Source organism: Pseudonocardia sp. ICBG1293 (assembly GCF_020131355.1).
In the GTDB taxonomy this organism is placed as follows: domain Bacteria; phylum Actinomycetota; class Actinomycetes; order Mycobacteriales; family Pseudonocardiaceae; genus Pseudonocardia.
In genome coordinates, this window is the sequence record NZ_JAHLEL010000049.1 from 39,565 (window position 1) to 66,250 (window position 26,686).

Sequence of the window (26,686 nt, forward strand, 5' to 3'; positions counted from 1 at the left end):
CACACACGGCACCGGTCGGCCCCGGACCCCCACAGACGGGGCCGGGGCCGACGGATGGCGTTTCCGCTGGTACGCGCCGTCAGCCGGCGTCGGGTGCGGCCACCCGGTAGCCCTCGAACTTCTCCCGGAGTGTCTTCTTGGAGAACTTGCCGACGCTGGTCTTGGGCACCTCGTCGATGAACTCGACGGCGTCGGGCAGCCACCACTTGGCGACCCGGTCGGTGAGGAAGGCGAGGAGCTCGTCGGCGGTGAGGGTCTCACCGTCCTTCACCACGACGCAGGCCATCGGGCGCTCCACCCAGCGCTCGTGCGGGATCGCGATGACCGCGGCCTCGGCGACCTTCGGGTGCGCCATGATCTCGTTCTCCAGCTCCACCGAGCTGATCCACTCGCCACCGGACTTGACCAGGTCCTTGGTGCGGTCGACGAGCTTGACGTACCCCGAGCCGTCCACGACCGCCACGTCCCCGGTGCGCAGCCAGCCGTCGCCGGTGAACTGCGTGCCGCCCCCCTCGCCGCGGTAGTACTCCGACGCGATCCACGGGCCCGCCACCTGCACCTCGCCGCTGCTGGTGCCGTCCCAGGGCTGCTCGGCGCCGGTCTCGGGGTCGGCGATGCGCAGGTCCACGAGCGGGACCGGCGGGCCCTGCAGCGACCGCACCGTGGCCTTCTCGTCGTCGGACAGGTCGTCGTGCTGGGACCGCAGCACGCCCAGGGTCGCCACCGGCGAGGTCTCGGTCATCCCCCAGCCCTGCAGGACCGGCAGGCCGATCGCCGCGCGGAAGCCCTCGGACATGGACTTCGGCACCGCCGATCCGCCGCAGAGCAGGACCCGCAGCGAGGAGCAGTCGTACTCGCCGAGCCTGGGCAGCAGGCCCATCCAGATCGTCGGGACCCCCGCCGCGACGGTGACCCGGTGGTCCTGGATCAACGACAGCAGCGCGTCCGGGGTCATGCCGGGCCCGGGCAGCACCAGCGAGGTCCCGGCGAGCAGGCAGCCGTAGGGCAGGCCCCAGGCGTTGGCGTGGAACATCGGGACCACCGGCAGGACCACGTCACGCTCGCGGAGCCCGACGCCGTCGGCGAACAGCGTCGCGAGCGAGTGCAGCAGCGTCGAGCGGTGCGAGTAGACGACGCCCTTGGGGTTGCCCGTGGTGCCCGAGGTGTAGCACATGGCGGCGGCGGTGTTCTCGTCCGCGACGTCGAAGCGTCCGGCGAACGGCTCGGCCGCGGCCAGGAGCTCCTCGTAGTGCCGGATGCGCGGGTCGTCGGGGATCTCGGTCGGCGCGCCGTCGTCGATGACGACGACGTGGCGCACCGTGGTCATCCGGTCCACGTGCGGCCAGAACAGGCCGAGCAGGGAGCGCTCGACGAACACGACCTCGTCCTCGGCGTGGTCGGCCACGTAGACGAGCTGGTCGGGGAACAGGCGCAGGTTGAGCGTGTGCAGGACCCGGCCGGTGCACGGAACCGCCAGGTACAGCTCCAGGTGCCGGTCGGTGTTCCAGCAGAACGTCCCGACCCGGCCGTCCGACGAGATCCCGAGGGTGTCGAGCACCGTGGCCAGCCGGCGGGTGCGCACGGCCCACTCGGCGACCGTGGTCGTGCGGACCGTGCCCGCCGGGGTGGCGGTGTGGATCTCCTTGTGTCCGAAGTACTGCTCGGCACGGTGGAACACGTGCGGCAGCGTCAGGGGACGGTCCTGCATCAGACCGAGCATCGTTGCTCCTGGGGGCGGTCGGGTGGGGTCGGCGCGACCCTACCGTAATGTCGTATACGGAATGGACTATCCGGTCACGGCATCCGGCGGTGGCGGACCCGGCGTCCGGAGCAATCGGACACCCACTGTCCGCACCGGTGACGCACTGTCCTAACGTTCTCGACGACGTCCGCGAACCGTCAGGTTCCGGGCGCGAGCACGCAGGGTCAAGCAACCGGCCCGGCATCCCGGGTCCCCCGGGAACCGTTTCCGCGCAGACACCATCTGCCGGTCGCGCCGGGCCAGGCCTCCGGTGCCGCTCGCCGCGGCATCCGCCGAACCGTCGCGTTCCGGCGCGGCGGAGGTCGAGATGCTTTCCGGGTCCTCGGACGCGCTGCTGTTGCGCGCCTGCTGCGACGATCCCGCGTTCCGCGCCACGCGCTCCCCCTACGCGGTCCTCGACCACGACCTCACGGTCGTGGGGGCGAACGAGGCCTTCTGCACGGCGACCCTGCGCGTGCCCGGCGAGCTGGTCGGCCGGCCGCTGACGGAGGCGCTGCCGGACGACCCGCAGCGGCCCGGCGCCGACGGCGTCGCCACGCTGACGGCGTCCCTGTCGCGGGTGCTGCGTCTCGGGCAGCGCGACCACCTGCCCGTCCGACGCCACGACGTGCCCGCCGCGACGGCCACGCCCGGCTTCGTGGAGCGGCTGTGGGTCACGGTGAACTCGCCGCTGGCGGCTCCGGACGGGCGGGTGGTCGGGGTGCTGCACCACGTCGAGGACGTCACCGGGCTGCTCGGTCCCGGGCCCGGCGACGGCGACCTCGCCGCCGCCGCGCTGGTCCGCGCGCTGGACACGGAGAACACCCACCTGCGCGCCCGCTTCGCCCGGCACGTGAGCATCGAGCAGGCCAAGGGGGCGCTCATGGCCCGGCGCGGCTGCTCCGCCGACGAGGCGTTCGCCCTGCTGCGCCGGCTCTCGCACGAGACCAACCGGAAGCTGCACGTGGTCGCCGAGGCGCTGCTGGAGGACACGGTCGAGCCGAGGTCGTGAGGCCGACACACCCGTACGCCGCAGACCGTGCCGGAGCGCGATCACTGGGGCACGATGGGTGGCCGAGACGTCGATCGACGGAGGCGACATGGTGGACCCGCACGCGGCCGTTCCGGGACGGACCGCAGGCACGCTGACCGGCCGGTACCTGCTGGTGCTCAGCGACGACCTGCTGGCCGACCACGACACGGCCCGCTCGGCGGTGGCGGAGCTGACCGGCCTGTCCGAGGTGACCAGCAGCCGCGACGACACCCCGGGGGTCCACCCGACGCTGTTCGCCCGGCTCGGCGTCGCCGTCGCCGAGCTGGACCCGGCCCGGCTGCGCACGGTGCGCGGCGACCGGCGGGTGCTGTCGGTGGAGCCCGAGCGCGTGCAGCGCGCCCTGTCCGACCTCCCGGCCGGGCCCGGGCTGAGCGCGGACTACCTGCGCGGGTTCGCCGACGCGGCGGGCTTCCTGGCCGAGCGCGCCGCCGCGACCGGGGCGGCCGACGCACCCGTCGCGGCCCGGTTCGCCGACACCGACCAGGCCACCTGGGGGCTGCAGGCCACCGGGGCGGACGTCGCCGCCGAGACCGGCGCCGGGATCACCGTCGCCGTCCTCGACACCGGCCTGGACCTCGGCCATCCCGACTTCGCCGGCCGGCAGATCGAGTCGCGCTCCTTCGTCGACGGCCAGGAGGTCGCCGACGTGCAGGGGCACGGCACGCACTGCATCGGCACCTCCTGCGGGCCGCTCGCCCCCGGCTCGGGACGCCGTTACGGCATCGCCCACGAGGCGCGGATCCTGGTCGGCAAGGTGCTCGGCGACGACGGCTCCGGCACCGACGCCGGGATCCTCGAGGGCATCGAGTGGGCGATCTCCTCCGGCGCGCAGGTCGTGTCGATGTCGCTGGGTGCGGACCTGAACGAGGTCTCCGCCGCCTACGAGAACGCCGGGCGTCGCGCCCTGGACGCCGGCACCCTGATCATCGCCGCGGCCGGTAACAACGCGGAGCGCTCGACCGGGAACGTCGGCTTCGTCGGCGTCCCGGCGAACAGCCCGTCGATCATGGCGGTCGCCGCGGTGGACGCCGCCCTGGCCATCGCCGACTTCTCCGCGGCCAGCTCCGCGGTGGAGGGCGGGCAGGTGGACATCGCCGGACCCGGCGTGGACGTCTACTCGTCGTGGCCGATGCCCCAGCGCACCAACACGATCTCGGGGACCTCGATGGCCACCCCGCACGTCTCCGGCATCGCGGCACTGTGGTCGCAGCGCACCGGCGCCCGCGGACGTGACCTGTGGACCCAGCTGACCCAGGCCGCCCAGCGGCTGCCGCTGCCCTCGGGCGACGTCGGCGCGGGCCTCGTCCGGGCCCCGGACCGATGAGCACGACCGGGCGCCTGCTGGTGTCGGTGGCCGACGGGCACGTCGCCGACGACGTCGCACGGGCGTGTGCTGCCGCCGGGCTGCAGGTGGAGAAGGTGCTGGCGGGGGTCGGGGTGGTCGTCGGGACGTGCGCGGACCCGGACGCCCTGCGGGCCGTCACCGGGGTCGCCGCGGTCGAGCCGGACCGCGAGGTCCACCTCGATCGCGATCAGCCGGGTCCGGCATAACCGGTCGACGCGCGACCCGCGGGTCCGCTACGGTGCGAGCAGTCGACCGCGCCCGGTAACACTCCGGCGGCGGCGGACGACGAACCGCCCGGACCGTCCCCGGGAGGCGCCGACCCGGCGCCCCGGCCACGGCCGGTGCCACCGACCTCGTACCGGCACCGCGCGATCCCGCGCGGCGCGGCACTCAGCCGCGTACCGGACACCACCTCGACCGAAACGACTTCTCCTGTGCAGGCCTCCGTCCACCCGTCCGTCACCGACCCCACCGTCCGGGCCGCCGTCGACCGGCTCGCCGCCGAGTTCGCCGGCCGGGCGTCCCCGGACCTCGTCGACCACGTCGTGCGCGGCTCCCGACGCGACCTCGACGTCGTCCCCGCCGCTGCGCTCCCCGAGATGGTCGAGCGCCTGGCCCGGCAGCGGCTGATCGACGCCCTCTGACCGGCCCCCGCCCGGACCGGGCAGGATGGTCGGCATGTCGCGCCCGCTGTCCGGTCTGCACGTCGTCGAGTGCGCCAGCTTCGTCGCCGGTCCCACCGGCGGCATGACGCTCGCCCAGCTCGGTGCCTCGGTGATCCGCATCGACCCGATCGGCGGCGGCCCCGACCACGGACGCTGGCCCGCCGCCGGGCACGGCACCGGCGACTCCTACTACTGGGGCTCGCTGAACAAGGGGAAGCGTTCGATCAGCATCGACCTGCGGTCCGACGAGGGCCGCGAGCTGGTCCTCGGCCTGGCGACGGCGCCGGGCCCGGACCGTGGGGTGCTCGTCGACAACGTCGTGGGCCGGCGCTGGATGGCCAACGACGCACTCGTCGCGCGCCGCCCGGACCTGGTGCACGTGCGCGTGCAGGGCTACCCAGACGGCCGTCCCGCCGTCGACTACACCGTCAACGCCGAGGTCGGGATCCCGCAGATCACCGGCAGCGAGGAGGGCGCGGCCCCGGTCAACCACGTGCTGCCGGCGTGGGACCTGGTGACCGGCATGTCGGTCGCGACGGCCGTGCTCGCCGGGGTGTACCAGCGCTCCCGCACCGGCGCCGGGGTGTACTCCGAGATCGCGCTGTCCGACGTGGCGCTGGCCGGCGTCGCGAACCTGGGCTGGCTCTCCGAGGCCGACGAGCGCGGACACGAGCGGCCACGGCACGGCAACCACGTCTACGGCAGCTTCGGTGTCGACTTCGCCTGCTCCGACGGGAACCGGGTGATGGTCGTGGCGCTGACCCCGGCCCAGTGGAACGCGCTGGTGTCGGTCACCGGTACCGGCGCGGTGTTCGCCGCGCTGGAGCCCGCCCTCGACGCCGACCTGACCTCGGAGACCGAGCGGTACCGGCTGCGCGAGACGATCGCCGCCGTGCTGCGCCCCTGGTTCGCCGCCCGGGACTCGGCGACCGTCGAGTCCGAGCTGAACACCGCGCGGGTGCTGTGGGGGCGCTACCAGGGCATGACCCACGTCGTCGCCGAGCACCGCGCGGGCGGGCACCCCCTGCTCGCCGACCTCGCACTGCCCGGTGGTGCCACCGGGATCACCGCGCGCTCGCCGATCCGGTGGGACGCCGACCACGGCGACGCCGGCGCCGCCCCCGAGCTCGGCCGCGAGACCGACGAGGTGCTCGCCGACGTCCTCGGGCTCGACGAGCGCACCATCGGCGGGCTGCACGACCGCGGCGTGGTCGGGTAGAGAGTCCCCCGTGACCGACGCACAGCTGACCGAGGCGCGGTGGACCCACGTCGCGCTGCCCACCGGCGACCTCGACGCCGCCATCGACTTCTACACGACGATGACCCCCCTCACCGTCGTCGAACGCTTCTCCGACGCCGCCGGGCAGAGCGTCTGGCTGTCCAACGCCGGTCAGGTCCAGACGCCGATGGTGCTGGTGCTGGTGTCGTTCGACGCCGAGCGGGGCGGGGAGCTGGGCCTGCTGCGCCCCTTCGCCCACCTGGGGATCGAGGTGCCGTCGCGCGAGGACGTCGACGTCGCCGCCGACCGCGCCCGGGCCGCCGGGTGCCTGCACTGGGAGCCGCGGCAGATGCCGGGGCCGGTGGGCTACATCTGCGCGCTGACCGATCCGGACGGCAACGTCGTGGAGTTCTCGCACGGGCAGAAGGTGTTCACCTCGGTGCGGGAAAAGTGGGGCTGAGGTCCCCGTCGGGCTCTGCGGTTCCAGGTCGCGTCGTCCGGGTGGCAGCGTCGCTCCGGTGGCCGCACTCGTCCGCGCGTCGTCCCCCGGCGCGGTCGCCGGACCCCGGCCCGGACCAGTGCCCGGGGCCGTGCGCGATCCGTCCTCGCCACCTCCTGCCGGTGGCAGCCACGCAATCACGACGGGTACCCGGTGCGGCCGTCCCTCTCGCGCCACTCACGATGCAACCGGTCGGCATCTCACTGGCCCCTTCGGCGCGCAGTCACCACACCACGAGGCATCGTCGCGAGCGGTCCGCATCACCGCAGGCCACGGATTCGCGATCGCGAACGGAAACTAGTGATCGAACGCACGTTCGAGTATCCTCGATGGTGTGACCGCCACCCAGGAACCACCCGCCCACGCCACCGGCGTGCCCGGCGACGGGTTCCCCTCCGGTGACCTCACCCTGCTCCGGTTCCACGTCGACCACGCCCTCGCAGCCGACACCTCCACGTTGTCCGAAGCCGAGCTGATCGACGAGATCCAGGAGATCGAGTCGCTCCAGGCCTCGCTCGCCGCACTGCAGTCGACGCGCATCCGGGCCTTCGCCCGCACCCACGTGGAGAACGGCCCGACCGACCTGGATCCCGACAAGCTCCACCGCACCGTCGTCGCCCAGATCCAACTGGCCTGCCGGGTCTCCACCACCGAGGCCCGAACCCGGGCCCGCGACCTGCACGCCGGGCTCGACGACGTCCGACGCCTCCATGTGACCGGTCAGCTCAGCGCCGCCAAGGTCACCGCGGTCGCCGTCGAATGCCGCGACCTCAACACCACCCAACGCGCGCGGGTCGACGCCCGGCTCGCCGCCGTGCCCGACCTCGTCCGCTACGGCATCGGCCGCCTGCGGGCGATTACCCGGCGTCTGGTCGCCGAGATCGCCCCCGACCGGTTCCGCGCCCGCGTCCACGCCGCCAGGGTCGAGCGCCGGGTCACCCTGCGGCCCGCGCCGGATGCGATGAGCTACCTCACCGCCTACGTGCCGGTCGAACAGGGCGCCGCCTGCCTGGCCGCGCTGCAGAAGGCGTTCGTCGAGGTCCAGGTCGACCCCGAACCCTTGACCCGCACCCGCGGGCAGGTTCTGGCCGACACCCTGGTGGAGCGGGTGACCGGGCAGGCATGCGCGACGGCGGTGAACCTGGAAGTCCAGGTCACCGTGCCCGTGCAGGCCCTGCTCGACCCCACCTCCCCGCTGCCAGCGGAGATCCCCGGCTTCGGACCGGTCCCGGCCGAGCTGCTCGCCAACCCCGAGGGCGCCAAGTCCCTGCGCAGACTGCTCACCGACCAGGGCATCGTGATCGGCGGCGACTCCCGACAGCGCACTTTCACCGGACTCCTCGCCACCCTCGTGAAGGCACGCGCCGGGAACCGGTGCAGCGAGCCCTACTGCGACGCACCCGTCCGCCACATCGACCACATCCACCGCGACGCCGACGGCGGACGCACCGAGCTCGACAACGGGCGCGGGGTGTGTGAGTTCCACAACCACGTCCGCGAACAACCCGGGTGGCAGGTCTTCCGCGCTCCGGACGGCATCGTGGTCACCGTGACACCGACCGGACACAGGTACTGCGGTCCGGCACCACCGCTGCCGACCGCACCACCACCGCGCGCACCGACATGACCTCGACGCCGACGACCGGGCGTGGATACAGCTCCTCGCCCGGGCACCCACCGGCAACGCCGCGCGCACCCCACCGATCCGATGGGGTGCGCGAGGTGGTGACGAGCGGGTCAGGAGGTCGGGGCGGACAGGTCGTAGACGGTCCGACCACCGACGGTCGTCGCCGTGTAGTGCTCGGCGACCCAGGTCGCGATCCGGCTGCTCGTCGAGTCCCTCTGCCCACCGGGGCCGCCGCCCTGGTCGCCCGCCACGTAGTAGGCGATCCGGCCCTGCTCCACGTCGGACCGGAACTCGGCGAGGGTGACCGCGGAGTCGCTGCCGGCCCACCCATCGGTCGACATGACCGCGGTCCCACTCGCCAGCTCCAGCGACGCTGCGGTCTGGGACGTGGCGACCGCGGCCGCCCAGGTCGTCCCGGGCGAGGACCGGGTCGCGGCGAGCAGCGAGGTCAGCTCCGCCGAGGTCGCGCCGCCGGAGCCGGGTCCAGCACCGTCCTGCCCGGGTGCGATTCCCCCGGCACCGCCCGAGCCTGACGCAGCACCCGCACCCGCACCCGGACCGCCCGAGCCCGGGGCCGGGCCCGAGCCCGAGCCGGGGCCGGGGCCGGAGCCGCCGAAGGGAGCCGAGGCCGTGCCGAACGAGCTCGACACCGTCCCGACCGAGGGGATGCTGCCGGTGTGCCCGGTCGACGCCGTCGCCACCGCGTACACCCCGGTCCCGAGCATCCCCGCCATCAGTACCGCGACCAGTCCGGACCGCACCACCGCGCGCCCCCGGCCGGGCGCGAGCACCAGCCCCGCCGCGACCACCGTGACCGCCCCGACCGGCCAGGACAGCCAGGAGAACGACTCCGCGCTCGCCGTCAGCAGCGCGACCGCCCAGCCACCGGTGACGAGCACCGTCGTCGCGGCGACGATCCGCGCCCACCGGGCACCCCGCTCCCGCCACAGCGCCGCCCCGCCGACCGCCACCACTCCGGCGAGCCCCGGGGCCAGCGCCACCGTGTAGTACGGATGCATCGTGCCGCTCATCATCGAGAACACCGCCGCCGTGACGAGCGTCCAGCCACCCCACAGCAGCAACGCCGCGCGGGTCCGGTCGGTCCGCGGCGCCCGCCGGGTGACCCACAGCCCGGCGACGAGCAGGATCAGCGCGGCCGGCAGCAGCCAGGAGATCTCGTAGGCGAGCTCACCGGTGAACAACCGCAGCGGACCGGCCGATCCGCCGAAACCGGCGTTGCCACCCCCGCCACCCCCGCCGCCGTTGCCCGACCCCCCGAACAGCCGACCGATCCCGTTGTAGCCGAGCGCGAGCTCGAGCAGCGAGTCGGTCGTCGACCCGCCGATGTAGGGCCGCTCGGACGCCGGCCACAGCTCGACCAGCGCGATGAACCAGCCTGCGGCGACGACCGTCGCGACCACCGCGGCGCCCAGCTGCACCAGCCGGGTCCGCAGCCTGGGCGCGCCCGCGACCAGGTACACCAGCCCGAGCGCGGGGACGACCAGCAGTGCCTGCCCCATCTTCGTCAGGAACGCGACCCCGACCGCCGACCCGGCCGCGACCAGCCACCAGGTGGACGTCCGCACCGAGGCGGCGTCGACGGCGCGGGAGGTCGTCCAGGCCGCGACGACCAGCAGCAGCGTCAGCAGCGCGTCCGGGTTGTCGAAGCGGAACATCAGCACCGCCGCCGGGGTGAGGGCGAGCGCCGCACCGGCGAACAGGCCCGCGCCGGGGCCCGCCCACCGCCGCACGGTGGCGTGCAGCAGCCCCACCGCGCCCACTCCCATCAGCGCCTGCGGCACGAGCAGGCTCCACGAGGAGAACCCGAACAGCCGCGCCGAGGCCACCATCACCCACAGCGCCGCGGGCGGCTTGTCGACGGTGATCGCGTTCCCGGAGTCCAGCGACCCGAACAGCCACGCCGTCACAGACTGCGTCCCGGCCTGCACCGCCGCGGCGTAGAACTCGTTCGCCCAGCCCGACGACGACAGGTCCCACAGGTACAGCAGCGCCGTCCCGGCGAGCAGCACCGCCAGCCCGGGCCGCGCCCAGCGCGGGTCACCCGCCGGGCCCCGCAGCAGGCGGGCCACCCGCCCCGGCGGGACGGCGGGCGGGGCGGTCTGCGGTGCGGCGGTCTGCGGCGGGACGGGCGGCGCTCCGGCGCGGTGCCGTCCCGGCCGGACCGGGGTCGCGGTGCTCACGGACGATCTCCTCAGGGGTCGTGGCGGTAGGACCCCACCGTCGACGCCGGCACTGTCGCGATGCTGTCCGGTCGCTGTGCGCGGTCTGTGAGCGATGAGTTCCGGACGCGACGGCGGTCACCCCTCACATGACCGACACGACCACCGCCCTGCCCCCCGTCGTCGACGCCGCCACCTGGGAGCGCGAGCTCGCCGCGCTGCGCGTCCGGGAGAAGGCCGCCACCCGCGAGCTCGACGCCGTCGCCGCCGCCCGTCGCCGGCTGCCGATGGTCGAGATGCCCGACTACGTCCTCCAGGGCGAGGACGGCCCCGTCCGCCTCGCCGAGATCTTCGACGGCCACCCGCAGCTGATCGTCTACAGCCACATGTGGCACGACGGTGCCGAGTGGCAGTGCGGCGGGTGCACCGGGTTCACCTCGCAGTTCACCCGGCTCGCCGGGCTGGAGAAGTTCGACGCCCGCTTCGTGATCGTGACCCAGGGCCCGATCGACGAGGCGCTCGCCTACCGGCGTCGCGTCGGGAACACCATGACCTGGTACTCGACGGCCGACAGCAGCTTCGGCGCCGACGTCGGCGCTCCGCCCGGCGGCGGCTTCGCGGTCAACGTGTTCCTGCGCGACGGCGACCGCGTCTTCCGCACCTGGCACACCGACGGCCGCGGCACCGAGCAGCTGTCCCACCTGTTCCCGCTGGTCGACGTGCTGCCCTACGACCGCCAGGAGGTCTGGCAGGACTCACCGGAGGGCTGGCCGCAGGGCCCCACCTACAGCCGGTGGGCCGGACCGCAGGAGATCGCCGCGGCCTACGGCGAGGGCTGAGCCCGCGCCCGCACCCCGGCCAGGACGGTGTCGACGACCGCGGCCGCGTACCCGCGGGCGTCGTCGCGGGCGGCGAGGTGCGCGGGGGTGGTCGCGACGTGGTTGCGCACCGCCCCCGCGACCAGGTCCGCGACCAGTGCCACCGACGTCCCGGCCGGGAGCTCGCCGCGCTCGATGCCCCGGCGCACCATCGTCCGGGCGCCGCGGACGTGCTCGGGATAGGCGTCGTCGGCGAGCGCACCCGCGATCTCCGGGACCCGGTGGGAGTCGACGAGCAGCCGCTCGACCAGCCGGCCGTCCACACTCGTGGCGAACGCCGTCCACTGCTCGGCGAAGGTCACCAGGTCCTCGCGCAGCGAGCCGGTGTCGAGGTCGGCGACGAACCGGGCCCGGTCGCGCACCGCGGCCACCAGCAGCGCCGCCCGGGTCGGCCAGCGCAGGTACAGCGACCCCTTGCCGATCGACGACCGGCGGGCCACCTCCTCCAGCGACAGCCCCGACCAGCCGCGCTCGCCGTAGACCTCGCGGGCGGCGGCGAGGGCGCGACGGTCGACGTCCGGGTCGCGCGGACGTCCGCTGCGGCGCGACGGCGGGGGCACGGCGGCGATCCTGCCAGACGCCGCTGTGACCACCGACCCATTTCTGGACGGTGTCCGTCCGTAATAGGCTCGACGCTGTGATCAGGACAGCGTTGACCGATCTGCTGGACGTCGAGCACCCGATCGTCGGGTTCAACCGGTCCCCGGCGGTGGTGACCGAGGTGAGCCGTGCCGGCGGGTTCGGGGTGCTGGCCGCCGTCACCTACACCGCCGAGGAGCTCGACGCGCAGCTGCACTGGATCGAGGAGCAGCTCGACGGGCGGCCCTACGGCGTCGACCTGCTCGTGCCGGAGCGGACCGCCGACGTCGACGCCGACCGGGAGGACCTCGTCGCCGCGCTGCGCGCGCAGCTCCCGGCCGAGCACCTCGCCTTCGTCGACGACCTGCTCGACCGCTACGGCATCCCGCGGCTGCCGGTCGACCCCGGGCGCGACGCGATCGCGGCGGGGATGAGCCGGCGCGGTGCCGAGGCCCAGCTCGACGCGGTGTTCGCCCACCGGCCCGCGCTCGTCGCGAACGCGCTCGGCACCGCGCCGCCTCATCTCGTGGAGCGCGCACACGACGCCGGGATGGCCGTCGCCGCGCTGGTCGGGACCCGCCGGCACGCCGAACGGCAGCTCGCGGCCGGGGTCGACGTGCTCGTCGCGCAGGGCACCGAGGCCGGCGGGCACACCGGCACGATCGCGACGACCGTGCTCACCCCGGAGATCGTCGAGGTCGCCGGGGACCGACCGGTGCTCGCTGCGGGCGGCATCGCCTCGGGCGACCAGATGGCCGCCGCGCTCGCGCTGGGCGCGGCCGGGGTGTGGTGCGGCTCGGTGTGGCTGTCCAGTGTGGAGGACGTGGCGCCGGAGTCGGTGAAGCGCAAGTTCCTCGCCGCGGGCAGCGGCGACACCGTCCGCTCCCCCGCCCGGACCGGCAAGCCCGCGCGGCAGCTGCGCAGCGCCTACCACGACGCGTGGTCCGCGCCCGGCGCGCCGGCGCCGCTGCCGATGCCGCTGCAGCCGCTGCTGACCCTGCAGGCCTGGTCGAGCATCGACGCCGCCGCCGACGACGGGAACCCCGGCGCGCAGGAGCTGCAGTCGTTCTTCGTCGGGCAGGTCGTCGGCGCGTTCACCGAGCTGCGCGGCGCGGGCGAGATCACCCGGGAGATGGCGCGCGACTGCGAGCGGCGCATCGCCGCGCTCGCGGGGCTGGTCGGATGAGTCTCGACCCACGGACACCCGTCGTCGTCGGGGTCGGGGAGGCCTCCGAGCGGATCGGCGAGCCCGGCTACGCCGCCCTGTCACCGGTCGGGCTCGGCGCCGCCGCGGCCGCCGCAGCGCTCGCCGACACCGGCGCCGACCCGGCCGCGGTCGCGGCGGCGCTGACCGTCGTCGCCGGGGTGCGGCAGTTCGAGATGTCGGTGCCCGGGGCGGTCGCGCCGCTGGGCCGGGCGGACAACTACCCGCGCGCGGTCGCCCGCCGCGTCGGCGCCGACCCGCAGCGGGCGGTGCTCGACGTCGTCGGCGGGCAGTCCCCGCAGCGGCTGGTCACCGAGTTCGCCGGCGCGATCGCCCGCGGGGAGGCCGGGGCGGTGCTGCTCGTCGGGGCCGAGGCGATGTCGACCGTGCGGGACCTGATGTCGCGCCCCGAGGCCGAGCGGCCCGACCACGGCGAGCACGTCGGCGGCACGCTGGGGGACCGCGGGTACGGCTCGGAGCTGCGCAGCCCGGTCGCCGAGGCGCACGGTGTGCTCTCCCCCGCCGCCTACTACGCGCTGTGCGAGAACGCCCGCCGCGCCCGGCTCGGCCTCGGCCGGGACGCCTACGCCCACGGGATGGGCGAGCTGTTCGCCCCGTTCACCCGGGTCGCCGCCGGGCACCCGCACGCCGCCGCGCCGCAGGTCCGGGAGCCGGACGAGCTCGTCACGCCCGACGACCGCAACCGGATGATCACCGACCCGTACCCGCGGTTCCTCGTCTCGCGCGACCAGGTCAACCAGGGCGCCGCGGTCGTCCTCACCTCGGTCGGCACCGCTCACGACCTGGGGATCGACCCGCAGCGGTGGGTGTTCCTGCACGGCCACGCCGACCTCACCGAGCAGGCCGTGCTCGACCGCCCCGACCTGGGCGCCTACCCGGCCGCCGAGGCCGCCGTCCGGCACGCCCTGGAGCTGGCCGGGACCGGCGTGGACGACCTCGCCGCGATCGACCTGTACTCCTGCTTCCCGATCGCGGTGTCCAGCGTCGCCGACCCCCTCGGGCTGGCCGCGGACGACCCGCGCGGGCTCACCGTCACCGGTGGGCTGCCGTTCTTCGGCGGGCCGGGGAACGACTACGCGATGCACGCGGTCGCCGAGGTCGTGCGACGCCTGCGGGCCGACCCGGGCACGTACGGCCTGGTCGGCGCGAACGGCGGGTTCCTGTCCAAGTACTCCGCCGGGGTCTACTCCACCCGCCCCGCCCCCTGGCGCGACGACGACAGCGGCGGGATCCAGGCCCGGCTCGACGCCGTCCCCACCGTCCCGACGACGACCGCCGCCGACGGCACGGCGACCGTCGAGACCTGGACGGTGCGCCACGACCGCGACGGCAGCCGGCACGCGGTCGTCGTCGGCCGGCTCGACGACGGCGGTGCGCGGTTCGTCGGGTGCGGCCGCGACGACGCGCTGCCGGAACTGCTCGCCGGCGACCCGGCCGGGGCGGCGGTACGGGTCCGGCCCGACGGGAAGCTGATGATCGTCACGCCGCGCTGACGGGTAACCGGGCCCCATGACCGAGAAGGCGCTGCGCGCCAGCCGTCACGTCGCCGCGCCGCCGCCTGCGGTGTTCGACCTGCTCGCCACCCCCGCCCGGCACCCGGAGATCGACGCCTCGGGCACGGTGCTCCGGTCGCGCACCGGGGGCAGGCTGACCGGCGCCGGGGACGTGTTCGTGATGGAGATGCACGGCCGCGACATGGGCGACTACCTGGTCGACAACCACGTCGTCGCCTTCGTCGAGGACCGCGAGATCGAGTGGGCGCCCGCCACCCACGGCGGCGACCGGGGCGGGCAGCGCTGGGCCCACCACCTCGCCCCCGAGGGCGACGGCACCCGGGTCACCCACGTCTACGACTGGTCCGAGGTCACCCTGGAACGGCTGCTGCCCTACCTGCCCGTCGTCGACGCCGACGGGCTCGCCGCGACGCTGGACCGGCTCGCGGCCGCCGTCGAGGGCTGAGCCACCTCCCCCAGGGCCGTGCCGAGGATGTCCACGCCGCGGCGGATCTCGGCCTCGGTCGCGGTCAGCAGCGGCGCGATCCGGAACGTCCCGCCCATCCCGGGCAGCTGCACGATGTTCATGTGCAGGCCCAGCTCGGCGCACCGCGCGGTGACGGCCGCCCCGAGCGCGTCGGTGTCGGAACCCGCCAGCTCCAGCCCGACCAGCAGGCCGCGGCCGCGGACGTCGCCGATCATCCCGGTCGTGCGGGCCAGGTCGCGCAGACCGTCCTGCAGCAGCGTGCCCAGCTCACGGGCACGCAGGTCGAGCCGGTCGCGGGTGAGCACGTCGAGCACGGTGAGCCCGACCGCCGCCGGGAGCGGGTCGTTGACGTGGGTGGTGAAGAACAGGAAGCCGCGCTCGTGCGCGACCTGCTCGATCGCGGCCGTGGTGAGGACGGCGGCGAGCGGCAGGCCCGCCCCGAGCGTCTTGGACAGCGTGAGGATATCCGGGACCACGCCGTCGCGCTGGTGGGCGTACCAGTCCCCGGTGCGGCACAGACCGGTCTGGGCCTCGTCGAGGATCAGCAGCATCCCGCGCTCGTGGCACTTGTCGCGCAGCGCCGCCAGGTAGCCCGGTGGCAGGTCGACGACCCCGCCCGAGGACAGCACCGGCTCGACGATGCAGGCGGCGAGGCTGCCGACGGACTGGGCGTCGATCAGGGCGAACCCGAGGTCGAGCTGGCGGCGCCAGTCGAGCTCCCCGGCGTCGTCGACGAGGTCGGGGCGGTAGCGGTCGGGCACCGGCAGCGCGAAGTTGCCGGGGGCGGCGGGGCCGTAGCCGGCGCGGCCGGCGACATAGGTCGCGTTCGCCGCGGCCTGGGTCATGCCGTGCCAGGAGCGGGCGAAGGACACGATCTCGTGCCGGCCGGTGACGAGCTTGGCCATCCGGATCGCGGCCTCGTTGGACTCCGCGCCGGTGGTCAGCAGCATCGCCCGGTCCAGGCCACCGCCGACCGAGGCGCACAGCCGCTCGCACAGCTCCAGCACCGGCCGCGACAACATCCCGCTGTAGAGGTGGTCGAGCCGCCCGACCTGGTCGCGGACGGTCGCGACGATCTCCGGGTGCGCGTGCCCGAGGATCGCGCTCATCTGCCCGGAGGTGAAGTCGAGCAGCTCCCGGCCGTCCTCGAAGGTGACGGTGCTGCCGTGGGCGCGGTCGATCACCCCGGGGGTGAAGCCGCCGTGGCCGGAGTAGCGGATGAGGTGTTCGGTCACAGCCAGGTCCTCTCGCGTGCCCGCACGGTCCGGGCGACGGTGTCGTCGGCCGGGGTCGGCACACCGGGCAGCGGTGCCGTCCCGACCTCCCCCGGGCGCAGTCTGGCATCCCGGGGACCGTCCGGGCAGCCCCGACGACGTGCCCGCACGGGACGCCGCGGCGGCGGATACGGCAGGCTGGGGACAGGAGCAGGAACCGGACGAGGGGGACGTCGTGACCTGGAGCACCCGTGAGGTCGCCGAGCTGGCGGGGACCAGCCTGCGGGCGGTGCGGCACTACCACGAGATCGGACTGCTGGCCGAGCCCGAACGGCGGACGAACGGCTACAAGCAGTACGGGGTCGCGCACCTGGTGCGGCTGCTGCGGATCAAGCGGCTCGTCGACCTCGGGTTCTCGCTGGCCCAGATCTCCGAGATGAACGACGCCGACGCCCACCCGGAGGAGGCCGCCCGCGCGCTCGACGCCGAGCTGGCCGCCACCATCGAGCGGCTGCAACAGGCCCGCGCCGAGCTGGCGCTGATCCTGGACGGAGCCGCGCCGACCGACCTGCCCACCGAGTTCGCCGCTGCCGCCGACCAGCCGATGTCCGACGCCGACCGGTCGCTCACCCAGGTCCTGCCGCGGGTGCTGGGGTCGGAGCGGCTGCAGGCCGTCGCGGACATGCTGGCCCGGACCGGCCCCGACCCGACGCAGGACCGGTTCGACTCGCTCCCGGCCGACGCCGACGAGGCCACCCGTCAGGAGCTCGCCGACCTGATGGTGCCGTACATGCGCACGCTCTACGAGACCCATCCCGGCCTGGTCGCACCGAACACCGACGCCCCGATCGGTGAGCAGCGGGCCGAGCAGACCCTGGACCGGGCGATGCGGGAGCTCTACAACGCCGCCCAGCTCGACGTGCTCGTCCGTGCCGGGAAGGCGCTCGCCGCGGAGCGCAGGGCGGGCTGAGCTCCTCCGGCCGCCCTCACCGACCGCCGGTCATCACTTGTGGGGATCGGCCCCGGTGTCCGATAACGCCCCGCCGTCCCTTCCACGATGCGCCGTGTGCAGCAACGGATCGGGTACGGACGCCCTCGAGCGTCCGGGGAGCAGGGGTCGGCGTGGTCGGGAAGATGATCGTTGCCGTGGTCGCGGTCGCCGCGGCCGTCGGCGGGATCGGGCTCGTGGTGAGCGGCTCGTCGGACGAGGCGGTCGTGACCCGCATCGTCGACGGCGACACGTTCGAGGCGACCCTGGACGGCCGCAGCACCACGGTCCGGCTGCTCAACATCGACACCCCCGAGACCGTCGACCCCGACTCCGCCGTCCAGTGCCTCGGTCCGGAGGCGGCCGCCCGGCTCGCCGCGCTCATCCCGGTCGGCAGCACCGTCGGCCTGTCCTACGACGACGAGCGCGTCGACGGCCGGGGCCGCACCCTGGCCGGGGTGCACGACACCGCGGGGCGGCTGGTCAACGCCGAGCTCGCCCGGGAGGGACTCGGCACCGCGATGGTGGTCGGTGGCGACGACCGCTACCTCGACGAGGTCGCCGCGGCCCAGGAGGAGGCCCGCGCCGCGGGTCGCGGGCTGTACGCGACGACGGTGTCCTGCACCGTCCCCGCACAGGTGGAGCGGGCCCGCGGCACCGTCGCGGGGCTGGCGCAGCGGGCGTCGTCGCCGGACCCGGCGCAGCTCGACGCCGCGGGCCGGGAGACCGACGACGCGCTGACCGTGCTGGCGGGGCTGGACGCCGACGTCCGGGCACACCGGGCGGGTGTGGCCTGGGCGGTGCTGTCCGAGCTCGACCGGGCCCGCCTGACCGGGATCCTCGACACCGCCCGGAGCGACGCCCGGACGCTGCAGGCCCGCTTCGCCCAGCAGGCCTCGGACGCGCGGGAGGCACAGCGTCTGGCCGCCGAGCAAGCCGAGCGCGACCGCGTCGCCCGGGAGGAGGCGGCCCGCGCCGAGGCCGCCGAGCGGACGGCCCGCGCCGCCGCCGCGGCCGCCCCGGCGCCGGTCGCCCCGGCCCCGGTCGCACCGGCTGCCGCTCCGGCGGGCGGGGGCTGCGACCCGAACTACACCCCCTGCGTGCCGGTCTCGGCGACCGACCTCGACTGCGGTGACCTGTCCGGCGGACCGTTCCGGGTCGTGGGGACCGACCGGCACCGCCTGGACGCGGACTCCGACGGCATCGACTGCGAGTCGCAGGGCTGATCGGCTCAGCCGATCAGCCCGCCGCGTCGCCCAGCCGGCGGGCCCCGACCGCACGCCGGCGCATGGCCGCCTCGGCGAGCTCGTCGTCGACGCCGACCCAGATGTGGCCCTCCTCCTCGCGCACCGGGAAGACGGTGATGGGCCGGGTCGCCGGCGGGCACAGCGGCTCGCCGGAGGTGTAGTCGAAGACGCTGCCGTGACACGAGCACAGCAGTCCCTCATCGGTGACCTTCCCGCTGGACAGCAGGCAGTCGAGGTGGCTGCAGTAGTTCGAGGTGGCGTGCACCTCGCCCTCGGAGCGGGAGACGGCGACCTCGACCTCCCCGGCGAAGAAGCGGCGGACGACCCCCTCGGGGACCTGGCCGGAGCGGGCGATCTTGTGGAAGTCCACGGCGTGTCTCCTCAGGCGGTGATGGTGTCGAGCAGGTCGAACAGGTCGTGGTCGTCGTCGGCGAGCTGCACGCGGGGCACCGGGGCGCCGAGTGCGAGCAGGGCCCGGACGGCCGGGACGTCCCCGCCGCGCTCGACGCAGAACGCGGCGTGCACGCGGTCGTCGGTCAGGTAGAAGGCGGTGAAGTCGCGGTCGGCGACGCTGCCCCGGACCACGACGTCCGCGCCGGCCGGGGCGTGTCCGACGAACTGCAGGTTGAGCCCGAACTGGTCCGACCAGAACCACGGCGCCTCCGGCGGCGGCACCGTCTTCCCGAGCAGCGCCCGGGCGACGGTCCCGCCCTGGGTCGTCGCGTTGTCCACGTGCTCCATCCGGACGAAGCCCTCACCGCCGGGCCGGCAGGCGAGGTCCCCGGCCGCGAACACGCCGGGGGCCGAGGTCCGGCAGAGCTCGTCGACGACCACTCCCCCGCGGACCGGGTCGACGGCGATCCCCGCCGCGCGGGCGAGCTCGTCGCGGGGCACCGACCCCACCGCGACGACGACGAGGTCGGCCTCCACCGGTCCGGACGAGGTGTCGACCACGACGCCCGCGCCCGTCGGGGCGACGGTCGAGATCTCCTGACCGCACCGCAGGTCGACGCCGTGCGCGCGGTACAGACCCGCGCAGAACGCGGCCATGTCCGGGCCGAGCGCGCCGAGCATCGGCAGCGGCCCGGCCTCCAGCACCACGACCTCGATCCCGAGCTCGCGGGCCGACGACGCGACCTCGGCGCCGATCAGCCCGCCGCCGACGACGACGAGCCGCCGCAGCCCGGGCAGGGCGTCACGGAGCCGGACGGCGTCGCCGACGGTCCGCAGGTGCACGACCCGGTCGCCGGACACCCCGGGCAGCGTGCGGGCACGCACCCCGGTCGCGAGCAGCACCGCGTCGGCGTTCACGCGCGACCCGTCCCGCAGCTCCACCCCGCCCGGTGCGACGGCGGTGACGGCGGCCCCGGTCCGCAGCTCGACGTCGTGGGCCGCGGCCCAGGTCTCGTCGAGCAGCACGAGGTCGGCGGAGCCGGCGTCCCCGCGGAGGAACTCCTTCGACAGCGGCGGCCGCTGGTAGGGCAGGTGCGGTTCGTCGGACAGCACCGTCAGCGGACCGTCGAAACCGCGACGGCGCAGCATCCGGACGGTGGCCACGGCGGCCTGCCCGGCCCCGACGGTGACGAGGCTGCGTACCGGCTCGGACATCAGTTCTCCTCCTGGCTGCGGGGGCGGGCGTCGACGTGGATCACGCCGTCGACGACCCGGACGTCGTGGACCGGCTGGCACTCGTCCCGTCCGTCGGCCCGGCCGGTCACGGGGTCGAAGGCCCACTGGTGGGCGGGGCAGACGACCCGGCCCTGCCACAGCACGCCGCGGGCCAGGGACCGTCCCTTGTGGATACAGACGTCGTCGAGCGCGACGACGCGGTCCCCGGCCAGGAACAGGGCGACCGGCCTGCCGTCGACCTCCACCCGGAGGCGACGGCGGCGGGCCAGGTCGGCGAGCGGGACGGTGGCGACCCACCGGGTGGTCTCGATGTCGCTCACGTGCACTCCCGGGCGTCGGGCCGCGACGGGCGCGGGGCGCGCGCCCGTCGCGGTGATCGGTCAGAGGGACGGAGCGACGTAGGTGTCGTACAGCGCGCGGGTGTAGGAGAAGCGCATCTCCGCGCCCCAGCGCACGAACTGCAGGCAGCGCTGCTGCAGCTCGGGGGTGTCGGCGTGGTCGAGCACGATCTGGTATCCACGCTCGCCGTGCACCTCGTCGGAGGTGATGTGCAGGTCGAAGAACTCGATCTCGTCCTCGGTGAACCCGTAGGCCTCGCGCAGCGGCACGATCTGCTTCCGGTAGATGCCCGGGACCTGCGACTCCAGCCCCACGACCAGCGCCGCGGTGGCGACCACGAAGTGCTCGCGCATCGCGACGGCGTAGCACCAGGACTGCAGCCCGCGGGTGACCGCGTTCATGTTGTCCGGGTTCTCGATGCGCTCCTTGCTCGTGCCGCAGGCCTCGCCGAACCGGATCAGCAGGTCGGTGTGCCGGATGTCGGCGAGCTCCTCCTCGTACATGTTCTGGAGGGTGAAGTCCTTGGCGTCGGTGCAGTGGGCGGGGGTGTTGCCGTAGATGTAGCCGAGGTAGTCGGCGAACGGTCCGACGTAGTGGTAGTGGTTCTCGGCCCAGCGGCTGAAGTGCTCGCGGGTCAGCGTCCCGTCCGCCCAGGCCTGGGAGAACGACGCGTTCTTGGCCTCGCGGCCCTTGATCGCGTCCTCCAGTGCGGCCCGGAAGTCCTCGCGGGAGAGCAGACCCGGCACCGGGGTGCCTGCGGTCTCGTCCACGGTCAGGGTCATGACGAACCCTCCAGATCAGGGATGTGGGGTGGAACCGGGGGCGTCGCTGCGCCTCTCCGGTGACCTCGACGCTAGGCGTCGGCACCCGCGTCCTCCCTGGTCAGACAGCACAAGGATCAGCGACGAGTTGCAGCACGACGCACTGGCTCCGCCGGCGCACGGGCGCACGACGACGGCCCCGGTCCCCGCAGACCGTCGCTGCGGGTACCGGGGCCGGTCGTGCGCCGGACGAGCTCAGAGCAGCAGTGCCGCCACGAGGGTCGAGACCGCCAGCCCGGCCATGACGGGCAGGAAGCAGCGCCGGGCCAGCTCGATCACCGGTACCCGGGTCACCCCGGCGACGACGAGCAGCGACGACCACGCCACGAGCACGCCGCCACCGGCCCAGACCGAGCCCATCTGCCCGACGGCGGCCAGCGTCGCCGGGTCCACCCCCACGCTGGGCCCGAGCGCCCCGGCGAGCGACCCGGTCAGCGGCAGACCGGAGAAGCCGGATCCCTCCAGACCGCACAGCAGACCGATGACGAGCACGCCGAAGCACATCACCACGGGGTTGCCGGGGATGAAGTGCTCGGCCGCGACGACGAGGTCGACCAGCAGGCCGGGGGCGTGCGTACCGTCCGGCAGGCCCAGGATCCGCCCGGCGAACTCGGCGTTGCCGAGGAAGAAGAACCCCGCGATCGGCAGCACGACGCCCATCGCCCGGAAGGCGAACACCAGCCCGTCGGTGACGTGCTCGCCCACCGAGGTCAGCGCGGTCCGCGGCCCGTCGAGCGCGACACAGGCGACCACGACGAGCACGGTCGCGAGCCCGCCGACCAGCGCCGCCGCCGACCCGCTCTGTACCTCGGGCACGACACCCGCCTGCCCGAGCACCAGGTAGACCATCATCAGGGCGAACGCGGCGGGCACGAGGACGGCGAAGATGCGGGCCAGCCGCTGGGTCCGGGGGTCGTCGGGGGTGTCCTCGGCGGGGCCGCCGGGGGCGGGGCCGGGGGAACCGGACCCGCCGCCGTGACCCGGTGCGCCGGTACCGACCGGGGGCGGGGTGGGGCCGCCGCCGACCCCGACCGCCACGCGCTCCTCGACCTGTTCGACGACCAGGGGCTCGGCCGGGCCCCCGACGAGTCGCCGGCGCAGCCGCCGCAGCAGCCCGGTCGAGGGCCGGGGGACGGTGACCACCCCGGCCTCCCACTCCTCCAGCAGCGCGTCCGACGGCGTCCGCATCTGGCGGGCCAGCATCAGCCCCATGATCGTGAGCGCGGTACCACCGGTGACCAGCGACAACAGCAGCGCGACGTCGGCGACCCGCCCGGGGTCCGCACCGGCGGCCGTCGCCGACAGCCCCGGCGCGACCTGCATGACGTAGTCGCTGGACAGCGCCATGCCCTGCCCGGCCACCGCGATCGCCATCGCCGCCCCCATCGCCGGCAGCCCGGCGCGGATCGCCGCGGGCACCAGGATCGCCCCGATCAGCGGCACCGCGGGGGTGGGCCAGAAGAACAGGCTGATCACGAACGTCGCGACGATCAGCACCGTCCAGGCCGACCACCCGCCGCGCATGACCTTCTGGAACGGGACGACCATCCGCTGGTCGGCGTGCATGGCCCGCAGCGTCCCGAGCAGCGCCGTCACCATCGCGATGATCAGGAAGATGCTGAACAGCTCGGACGCGGCGGTGAGCGTGGCGTTGAACAGGGCCTGGACCGCGACGACGGGGTCGCCCGACATCGCCGCCGCCGTCGCGACCGTCGCCAGGAGCGCCGGGACGAGGACGTTCCGCCGGGCGATCGTCGTGCCGAGGATCAGCACGATCCCGCCGAGGTAGACCCAGTGCGCAGCAGACAGGGCCACTGCGGCCTCCTTCCCGCCGGGATCCGGCGGTGATGTGTGTGGTGGTGTGACGGAACACACTCACACTCCGTCGCCACCCCGAGAAGGCCCACAGTGCACAGGCAGCGGGTTTCCGATTGTGCACCGTGCTGTTACGGCACCATGCCCACGTCAGAGCCGTCGTCCTGTGCACCTTCGCCCTAGGCGGCGGGTCACCGCGCGGGCAGCGTCGCGCGCATGACCGTCCTCGCCCCCGCGTCCTTCCCCCGTTCCGCCCGGGTCCCCGCCCTCGGCGCCGACGGGATGGTGTCCTCCAGCCACCCGGCGATCAGCCGGGCCGGGGCCGAGGTGCTGGCCTCGGGCGGCAACGCCGTCGACGCCGCGCTCGCCATGGCGGCCGTGGCCTGGCTCGCCCTTCCGGGCCAGTGCGGCGTCGGCGGTGACGCGTTCGCCCTGGTCCGCGCCCCCGACGGCCGGGTGCGGGCGTTCTGCGGGAGCGGTTTCGGCCCGGACGGCGGCACCCCGGAGCACCACCACCGCGCGGGGTCGGGGCGGCTGCTGCCCCGGTACGGGGCGTCGTCGGTGACCGCGCCCGGCGCGGTCGCGGCGCTGGCGGCCCTGCACGCGCACGGCGCCTCCCGGCCGCTGACCGAGCTGTGGGAGCCCGCGGTCCGGACCGCGGCCCGCGGCCTGCCCTGCACCGCGCGGACCCGCGACGACATCGCCGGGCACCGGGACCGGCTCGCCGCCGACCCGGACACCGCCGCGGCGTTCCTCCCGGGCGGCCGGGTGCCGCGGGTCGGGACCCGGCTGGTCCACCCGCGGCTGGCGGCCACGATCGCGACCCTGGCCCGGGACCCGGCCGCGTTCTACACCGGGGCACTCGCCGACCGGGCGGTCGCGGACCTCGTCGCGGGCGGGGCGCCCTTCTCCGGCGAGGAGTGGGCGGAGACCGGCCGCGTCGCCGCCGAGGACGCGGTGGCCACCCGCTACGCCGGCCACGTCGTGCACCAGACCCCGCTGCCCACACCCGGCTGGATGGTGCTCGACCAGCTCGCCCTCTGCGCCGGGACGCTGTCCCCCGGCGGTCCGGCCGGTACCCCGCTCGGGGTCGACGCCGTGCACCGGCTGGCCGGGGCGGCCCGGATCGCCTTCGACGACCGGTTCCGGCTCGCCGGGTCCGACCGGCCCGCGCCGGACCGCAGGCTCGACCCGGGGCTGCTGGACCGCGGCCGTCGTCTGCTCGGCACCGGCCCGCTGCCGGATCCGGCGGGGGTCCGCCCGGACGGGGACACCACCTCGATGGTCGCCGTCGACGGGGACGGGTGTGCGGTCGGCGTGATCGGGTCGCTGGCGTTCACGTTCGGCTCCGGGCGGGCCGTCCCCGGCACCGGCGTGGTGCTGAACAACCGGCTCGGCCGGGGCGCGTACGCGATACCCGGGCACCCCAACGAGGTGCGGCCGCGGCGTCGCCCGCTGCACACGCTCAACACCTGGATCGTCACCGACGACGCGGGCCGGTTGCGGCACGTCGGCAACACCCCCGGCGGCGACGGTCAGGTGCAGTGGAACACCCAGCTGCTGTCCCACCTGCTCGACCACGGCGCCGGGCCGCAGGACGCGGTGGACGCCCCGCGCTTCACCGTCTTCCCGGGCAGCGACGCCGGTGACCTGGGCTCGCCCGCCGAGCTGCGGTGCGAGGACCGGCTCGGCCCGGACGTGCTCGCCGGGCTCGCGGCCCGCGGGCACCGGGTCGTCACGGTCGGGGACCACGGTGCGGGCGGCAGCGCCCAGGTCGTGTCGGTGGACCCGGACACCGGGTGCCTCGCCGGGGGCAGCGACGCGCGCCAGGAGGGGGTGGCGCTCGGTGTCTGAGCCGACCGCTCCCCCGCCGCAGGGCCGCTACGTCGCGGCGGTGGTGCACGGCGACACCGTGCACAGCGCCGGGATGACACCCCGGCGCGCCGACGGGGTCCTGCTCGTCACCGGCCGGGTGGGCGCCGACGTCGGCGAGGACGAGGCCGCCGAGGCCGCCGGCGTCGCCGTCCGCCACGCGCTCGCCGCCTGTGCCGACGCCGCCGCCCGCGCGGGCCGGGAGCTGCGGCGCCCGGTCGCGCTGTCGGTGTGGGTCGCCTGCACCGCGGCGTTCACCGGGCACTCCGCCGTGGCCGACGGCGCGTCGGGGGTGCTGGCCGACCGCTTCGGTCCCGGCGGGCTCCCCGCCCGCGCCGCGGTCGGGGTGTGCTCGCTGCCCGGGGGCGCCCCGGTGGAGGTGACGCTCGTCGTCGGCCTCGACCCGGTCCGGTCGCGGTGACCGGGCCTGCCAGGTCGGCGACGGTGTTCCTCGTCGTCGGCACGTTCGCCAGCACGATCGCCAACACGCTGGTGACGGTGCCGCTGGACCGGATCGTGACCGACCTGGGCGCCCCGCTCGGCGCGGGCAGCCTGGTCGTCGTCGCGTTCAACCTCACCTGCGCGGCGATGCTGCCCCTGGCCGGCTGGCTCGGGGACCGGGTCGGGCGGCGTCGGCTGTTCCTGGTGTCCATGGTGGGGGTGGCCGTCGGTGCGGCAGGCGCCGCCCTGGCCCCCGGGCTGGCGGCCCTGGTCGGGTTCCGCGCGGTCCAGGGGCTCTCCGGTGCGCTGGTGCTGCCGACCGTGCTCGCACTGCTCACGGCGACCGCGGAGCCCGAGCAGCGGGCCCGTGCGGTCTCGTGGTGGGCGGCCGCGAACGGCGCCGGCCAGGCGGCCGGGCCGTCGGTGGGCGGGGTCCTGGCGGACGCCACGGGGTGGCGCAGCGTGTTCGTGGTGATCGTCCCGTTCGCGCTGGTGGCGTTCGTGGGCGCGGCCCGGCGGCTGGGCCCGGACGACCCGCGACCGGTCCGGCTCGACGTTCCCGGTGCCGTGGCACTGACCCTCGCGACGCTCGGTCTGCTCGGCGGCGCCGCGACGGCGGCCGCCGTGGGTCCGTACACGCCCGCGGCGTGGGCGTCGGTGGCCGTCGGGGTGTCGGCGCTGCTGGTCTTCGTCGTGGTGGAGCGGCGGGTGGCGCAGCCCTTCGTCCCGCTCCCGCTGCTGCGCGAGGCCCGGTTCGCCCGCTCCGCGGTCGCCGCGCTGGCGCAGATGCTGTGCTTGACGGCGACGCTGCTGGTGGTCCCGCTGCACCTGCTGGCCACCCGCGGGATGTCCACCCGGGACGCGGGGTTGCTCGTCGTGGCGGTGCCCGCGGTGATGACGGTACTGGCGCCCGTGGTCGGGCGGCTGACCGCGACCTGGCGGCCCCGGCTCGCCCTGCGCTGCGGGCTGTCGGTGCTCGTGGTCGCGGAGGTCGCCCTGGCGGGAGCGGTCGGTGCGGGCGCGGGCGCGGTCGTGCTGGCGATGGTGTGCGGGTCGGTCGGCCTGGGCATGGCCCTGACCCAGACCCCCGCGGCGGCGGGCGCGGCCCGCTCGGCCCGCGAGGCGGACTCCGGGGCCGGGCTGGGGGTGTTCAACGCGCTGCGGTTCGTCGGTGCGGCGCTGGGGGGTGTGGTGGTCGCGCTGGCCGTCGGGGACGGTCCGGCGGACCGTGCGGCCACCGTCGTCGTGATGCTGACCTGTGCGGCGTGCGCGCTGGTGGCCCTGGGCGCCTCGTTCGCCGGGCGCGTGCGCTGAACGCGGACCGGCCC

The 26,686-nt window shown here is 75.1% G+C and carries 25 protein-coding genes; 16 read left to right on the plus strand and 9 right to left on the minus strand.

The window, feature by feature from the left end; genetic code table 11:
* Positions 1 to 79: 79 nt before the first annotated feature.
* Positions 80 to 1,720 carry a long-chain fatty acid--CoA ligase gene (locus tag KPF47_RS25675; protein ID WP_224391368.1) on the minus strand — a complete coding sequence of 547 codons (1,641 nt, stop codon included), beginning with the start codon at positions 1,718 to 1,720 and terminating at the stop codon, positions 80 to 82.
* Between the two features lie 349 nt (positions 1,721 to 2,069).
* Here KPF47_RS25675 and KPF47_RS25680 point away from each other — a divergent pair, with 349 nt between their 5' ends.
* The 7 genes from KPF47_RS25680 to KPF47_RS25710 all read left to right on the plus strand — a co-directional run bounded on the left by KPF47_RS25680 (position 2,070) and on the right by KPF47_RS25710 (position 8,150).
* Positions 2,070 to 2,753: an ANTAR domain-containing protein gene (locus KPF47_RS25680; protein ID WP_224391369.1), complete on the plus strand. Its 684-nt coding sequence runs from the start codon at positions 2,070 to 2,072 to the stop codon at positions 2,751 to 2,753.
* Between the two features lie 88 nt (positions 2,754 to 2,841).
* On the plus strand, positions 2,842 to 4,119 hold the full coding sequence (locus tag KPF47_RS25685) for a S8 family serine peptidase (protein ID WP_224391370.1): 1,278 nt from the start codon (positions 2,842 to 2,844) through the stop codon (positions 4,117 to 4,119).
* Complete coding sequence (locus KPF47_RS25690; RefSeq protein ID WP_224391371.1) at positions 4,116 to 4,346, plus strand: hypothetical protein; 231 nt, start codon at positions 4,116 to 4,118, stop codon at positions 4,344 to 4,346. The genes KPF47_RS25685 and KPF47_RS25690 overlap by 4 nt, the downstream gene beginning before the upstream one ends.
* A 228-nt stretch (positions 4,347 to 4,574) precedes the next feature.
* On the plus strand, positions 4,575 to 4,784 hold the full coding sequence (locus KPF47_RS25695; RefSeq protein WP_224391372.1) for a hypothetical protein: 210 nt from the start codon (positions 4,575 to 4,577) through the stop codon (positions 4,782 to 4,784).
* 34 nt (positions 4,785 to 4,818) lie between these two features.
* On the plus strand, positions 4,819 to 6,024 hold the full coding sequence (locus KPF47_RS25700) for a CoA transferase (RefSeq protein ID WP_224391373.1): 1,206 nt from the start codon (positions 4,819 to 4,821) through the stop codon (positions 6,022 to 6,024).
* Between the two features lie 10 nt (positions 6,025 to 6,034).
* Positions 6,035 to 6,484 (plus strand): VOC family protein, encoded by a 450-nt coding sequence (locus KPF47_RS25705; protein ID WP_224391375.1) that lies wholly within the window; start codon positions 6,035 to 6,037, stop codon positions 6,482 to 6,484.
* 373 nt (positions 6,485 to 6,857) lie between these two features.
* The gene (locus tag KPF47_RS25710) at positions 6,858 to 8,150 is read left to right on the plus strand and encodes an HNH endonuclease signature motif containing protein (RefSeq protein WP_224391377.1); all 1,293 of its coding nucleotides are present in this window, start codon (positions 6,858 to 6,860) and stop codon (positions 8,148 to 8,150) included.
* 110 nt (positions 8,151 to 8,260) lie between these two features.
* Here KPF47_RS25710 and KPF47_RS25715 read toward each other — a convergent pair whose 3' ends face one another.
* Positions 8,261 to 10,351 (minus strand): glycosyltransferase family 39 protein, encoded by a 2,091-nt coding sequence (locus tag KPF47_RS25715; protein ID WP_308015489.1) that lies wholly within the window; start codon positions 10,349 to 10,351, stop codon positions 8,261 to 8,263.
* Positions 10,352 to 10,479: 128 nt separating this feature from the next.
* On the opposite strand from KPF47_RS25715, the gene KPF47_RS25720 reads away from it, so the two are divergent.
* Entirely contained in the window at positions 10,480 to 11,169 is a 690-nt protein-coding gene (locus KPF47_RS25720; protein ID WP_224391379.1) for a DUF899 family protein, read from the plus strand.
* Here KPF47_RS25720 and KPF47_RS40450 read toward each other — a convergent pair.
* Positions 11,154 to 11,768 carry a TetR/AcrR family transcriptional regulator gene (locus tag KPF47_RS40450; protein ID WP_224391381.1) on the minus strand — a complete coding sequence of 205 codons (615 nt, stop codon included), beginning with the start codon at positions 11,766 to 11,768 and terminating at the stop codon, positions 11,154 to 11,156. The two genes, KPF47_RS25720 and KPF47_RS40450, sit on opposite strands and share 16 nt — an antisense overlap.
* Positions 11,769 to 11,860: 92 nt before the next feature.
* Here KPF47_RS40450 and KPF47_RS25730 point away from each other — a divergent pair, with 92 nt between their 5' ends.
* From KPF47_RS25730 to KPF47_RS25740, 3 genes are read left to right on the plus strand one after another with little or no spacing between them, the layout of a single operon-like run.
* A complete protein-coding gene (locus tag KPF47_RS25730; RefSeq protein WP_255660475.1) occupies positions 11,861 to 12,973 on the plus strand; it encodes a nitronate monooxygenase family protein in 1,113 nt (370 codons plus the stop codon).
* Complete coding sequence (locus tag KPF47_RS25735) at positions 12,970 to 14,505, plus strand: acetyl-CoA acetyltransferase (protein WP_224391385.1); 1,536 nt, start codon at positions 12,970 to 12,972, stop codon at positions 14,503 to 14,505. Before KPF47_RS25730 ends, KPF47_RS25735 begins: the two co-directional genes overlap by 4 nt.
* A gap of 16 nt (positions 14,506 to 14,521) precedes the next feature.
* Positions 14,522 to 14,971 carry an SRPBCC family protein gene (locus KPF47_RS25740; protein ID WP_224391387.1) on the plus strand — a complete coding sequence of 150 codons (450 nt, stop codon included), beginning with the start codon at positions 14,522 to 14,524 and terminating at the stop codon, positions 14,969 to 14,971.
* Here the strand turns inward: KPF47_RS25740 and KPF47_RS25745 are convergent.
* Positions 14,899 to 16,233 (minus strand): aspartate aminotransferase family protein, encoded by a 1,335-nt coding sequence (locus KPF47_RS25745; protein ID WP_224391424.1) that lies wholly within the window; start codon positions 16,231 to 16,233, stop codon positions 14,899 to 14,901. The genes KPF47_RS25740 and KPF47_RS25745 overlap by 73 nt on opposite strands.
* 208 nt (positions 16,234 to 16,441) lie before the next feature.
* Here KPF47_RS25745 and KPF47_RS25750 point away from each other — a divergent pair, with 208 nt between their 5' ends.
* Both KPF47_RS25750 and KPF47_RS25755 read left to right on the plus strand, forming a co-directional pair.
* Entirely contained in the window at positions 16,442 to 17,176 is a 735-nt protein-coding gene (locus KPF47_RS25750; protein WP_224391389.1) for a MerR family transcriptional regulator, read from the plus strand.
* A gap of 164 nt (positions 17,177 to 17,340) precedes the next feature.
* Positions 17,341 to 18,420: a thermonuclease family protein gene (locus KPF47_RS25755; protein WP_224391391.1), complete on the plus strand. Its 1,080-nt coding sequence runs from the start codon at positions 17,341 to 17,343 to the stop codon at positions 18,418 to 18,420.
* A gap of 13 nt (positions 18,421 to 18,433) precedes the next feature.
* Here KPF47_RS25755 and KPF47_RS25760 read toward each other — a convergent pair whose 3' ends face one another.
* The 5 genes from KPF47_RS25760 to KPF47_RS25780 all read right to left on the minus strand — a co-directional run bounded on the left by KPF47_RS25760 (position 18,434) and on the right by KPF47_RS25780 (position 23,045).
* A complete protein-coding gene (locus tag KPF47_RS25760; RefSeq protein ID WP_224391393.1) occupies positions 18,434 to 18,811 on the minus strand; it encodes a non-heme iron oxygenase ferredoxin subunit in 378 nt (125 codons plus the stop codon).
* Positions 18,812 to 18,822: 11 nt separating this feature from the next.
* Positions 18,823 to 20,049 carry an NAD(P)/FAD-dependent oxidoreductase gene (locus KPF47_RS25765; RefSeq protein WP_224391395.1) on the minus strand — a complete coding sequence of 409 codons (1,227 nt, stop codon included), beginning with the start codon at positions 20,047 to 20,049 and terminating at the stop codon, positions 18,823 to 18,825.
* The gene (locus tag KPF47_RS25770; RefSeq protein ID WP_224391397.1) at positions 20,049 to 20,390 is read right to left on the minus strand and encodes a Rieske (2Fe-2S) protein; all 342 of its coding nucleotides are present in this window, start codon (positions 20,388 to 20,390) and stop codon (positions 20,049 to 20,051) included. Before KPF47_RS25770 ends, KPF47_RS25765 begins: the two co-directional genes overlap by 1 nt.
* Before the next feature lie 60 nt (positions 20,391 to 20,450).
* The gene (locus KPF47_RS25775) at positions 20,451 to 21,191 is read right to left on the minus strand and encodes a TenA family transcriptional regulator (protein WP_224391398.1); all 741 of its coding nucleotides are present in this window, start codon (positions 21,189 to 21,191) and stop codon (positions 20,451 to 20,453) included.
* 234 nt (positions 21,192 to 21,425) lie between these two features.
* Positions 21,426 to 23,045, minus strand: coding sequence for a hypothetical protein (locus KPF47_RS25780; RefSeq protein ID WP_224391399.1), 1,620 nt, complete (start codon positions 23,043 to 23,045; stop codon positions 21,426 to 21,428).
* Between the two features lie 216 nt (positions 23,046 to 23,261).
* Here KPF47_RS25780 and KPF47_RS25785 point away from each other — a divergent pair, with 216 nt between their 5' ends.
* From KPF47_RS25785 to KPF47_RS25795, 3 genes are read left to right on the plus strand one after another with little or no spacing between them, the layout of a single operon-like run.
* The gene (locus tag KPF47_RS25785; RefSeq protein ID WP_224391400.1) at positions 23,262 to 24,899 is read left to right on the plus strand and encodes a gamma-glutamyltransferase family protein; all 1,638 of its coding nucleotides are present in this window, start codon (positions 23,262 to 23,264) and stop codon (positions 24,897 to 24,899) included.
* The gene (locus tag KPF47_RS25790; RefSeq protein WP_224391401.1) at positions 24,892 to 25,338 is read left to right on the plus strand and encodes a RidA family protein; all 447 of its coding nucleotides are present in this window, start codon (positions 24,892 to 24,894) and stop codon (positions 25,336 to 25,338) included. The genes KPF47_RS25785 and KPF47_RS25790 overlap by 8 nt, the downstream gene beginning before the upstream one ends.
* A complete protein-coding gene (locus KPF47_RS25795) occupies positions 25,335 to 26,672 on the plus strand; it encodes an MFS transporter (protein ID WP_224391402.1) in 1,338 nt (445 codons plus the stop codon). Before KPF47_RS25790 ends, KPF47_RS25795 begins: the two co-directional genes overlap by 4 nt.
* The last annotated feature ends 14 nt before the right edge of the window (positions 26,673 to 26,686 follow it).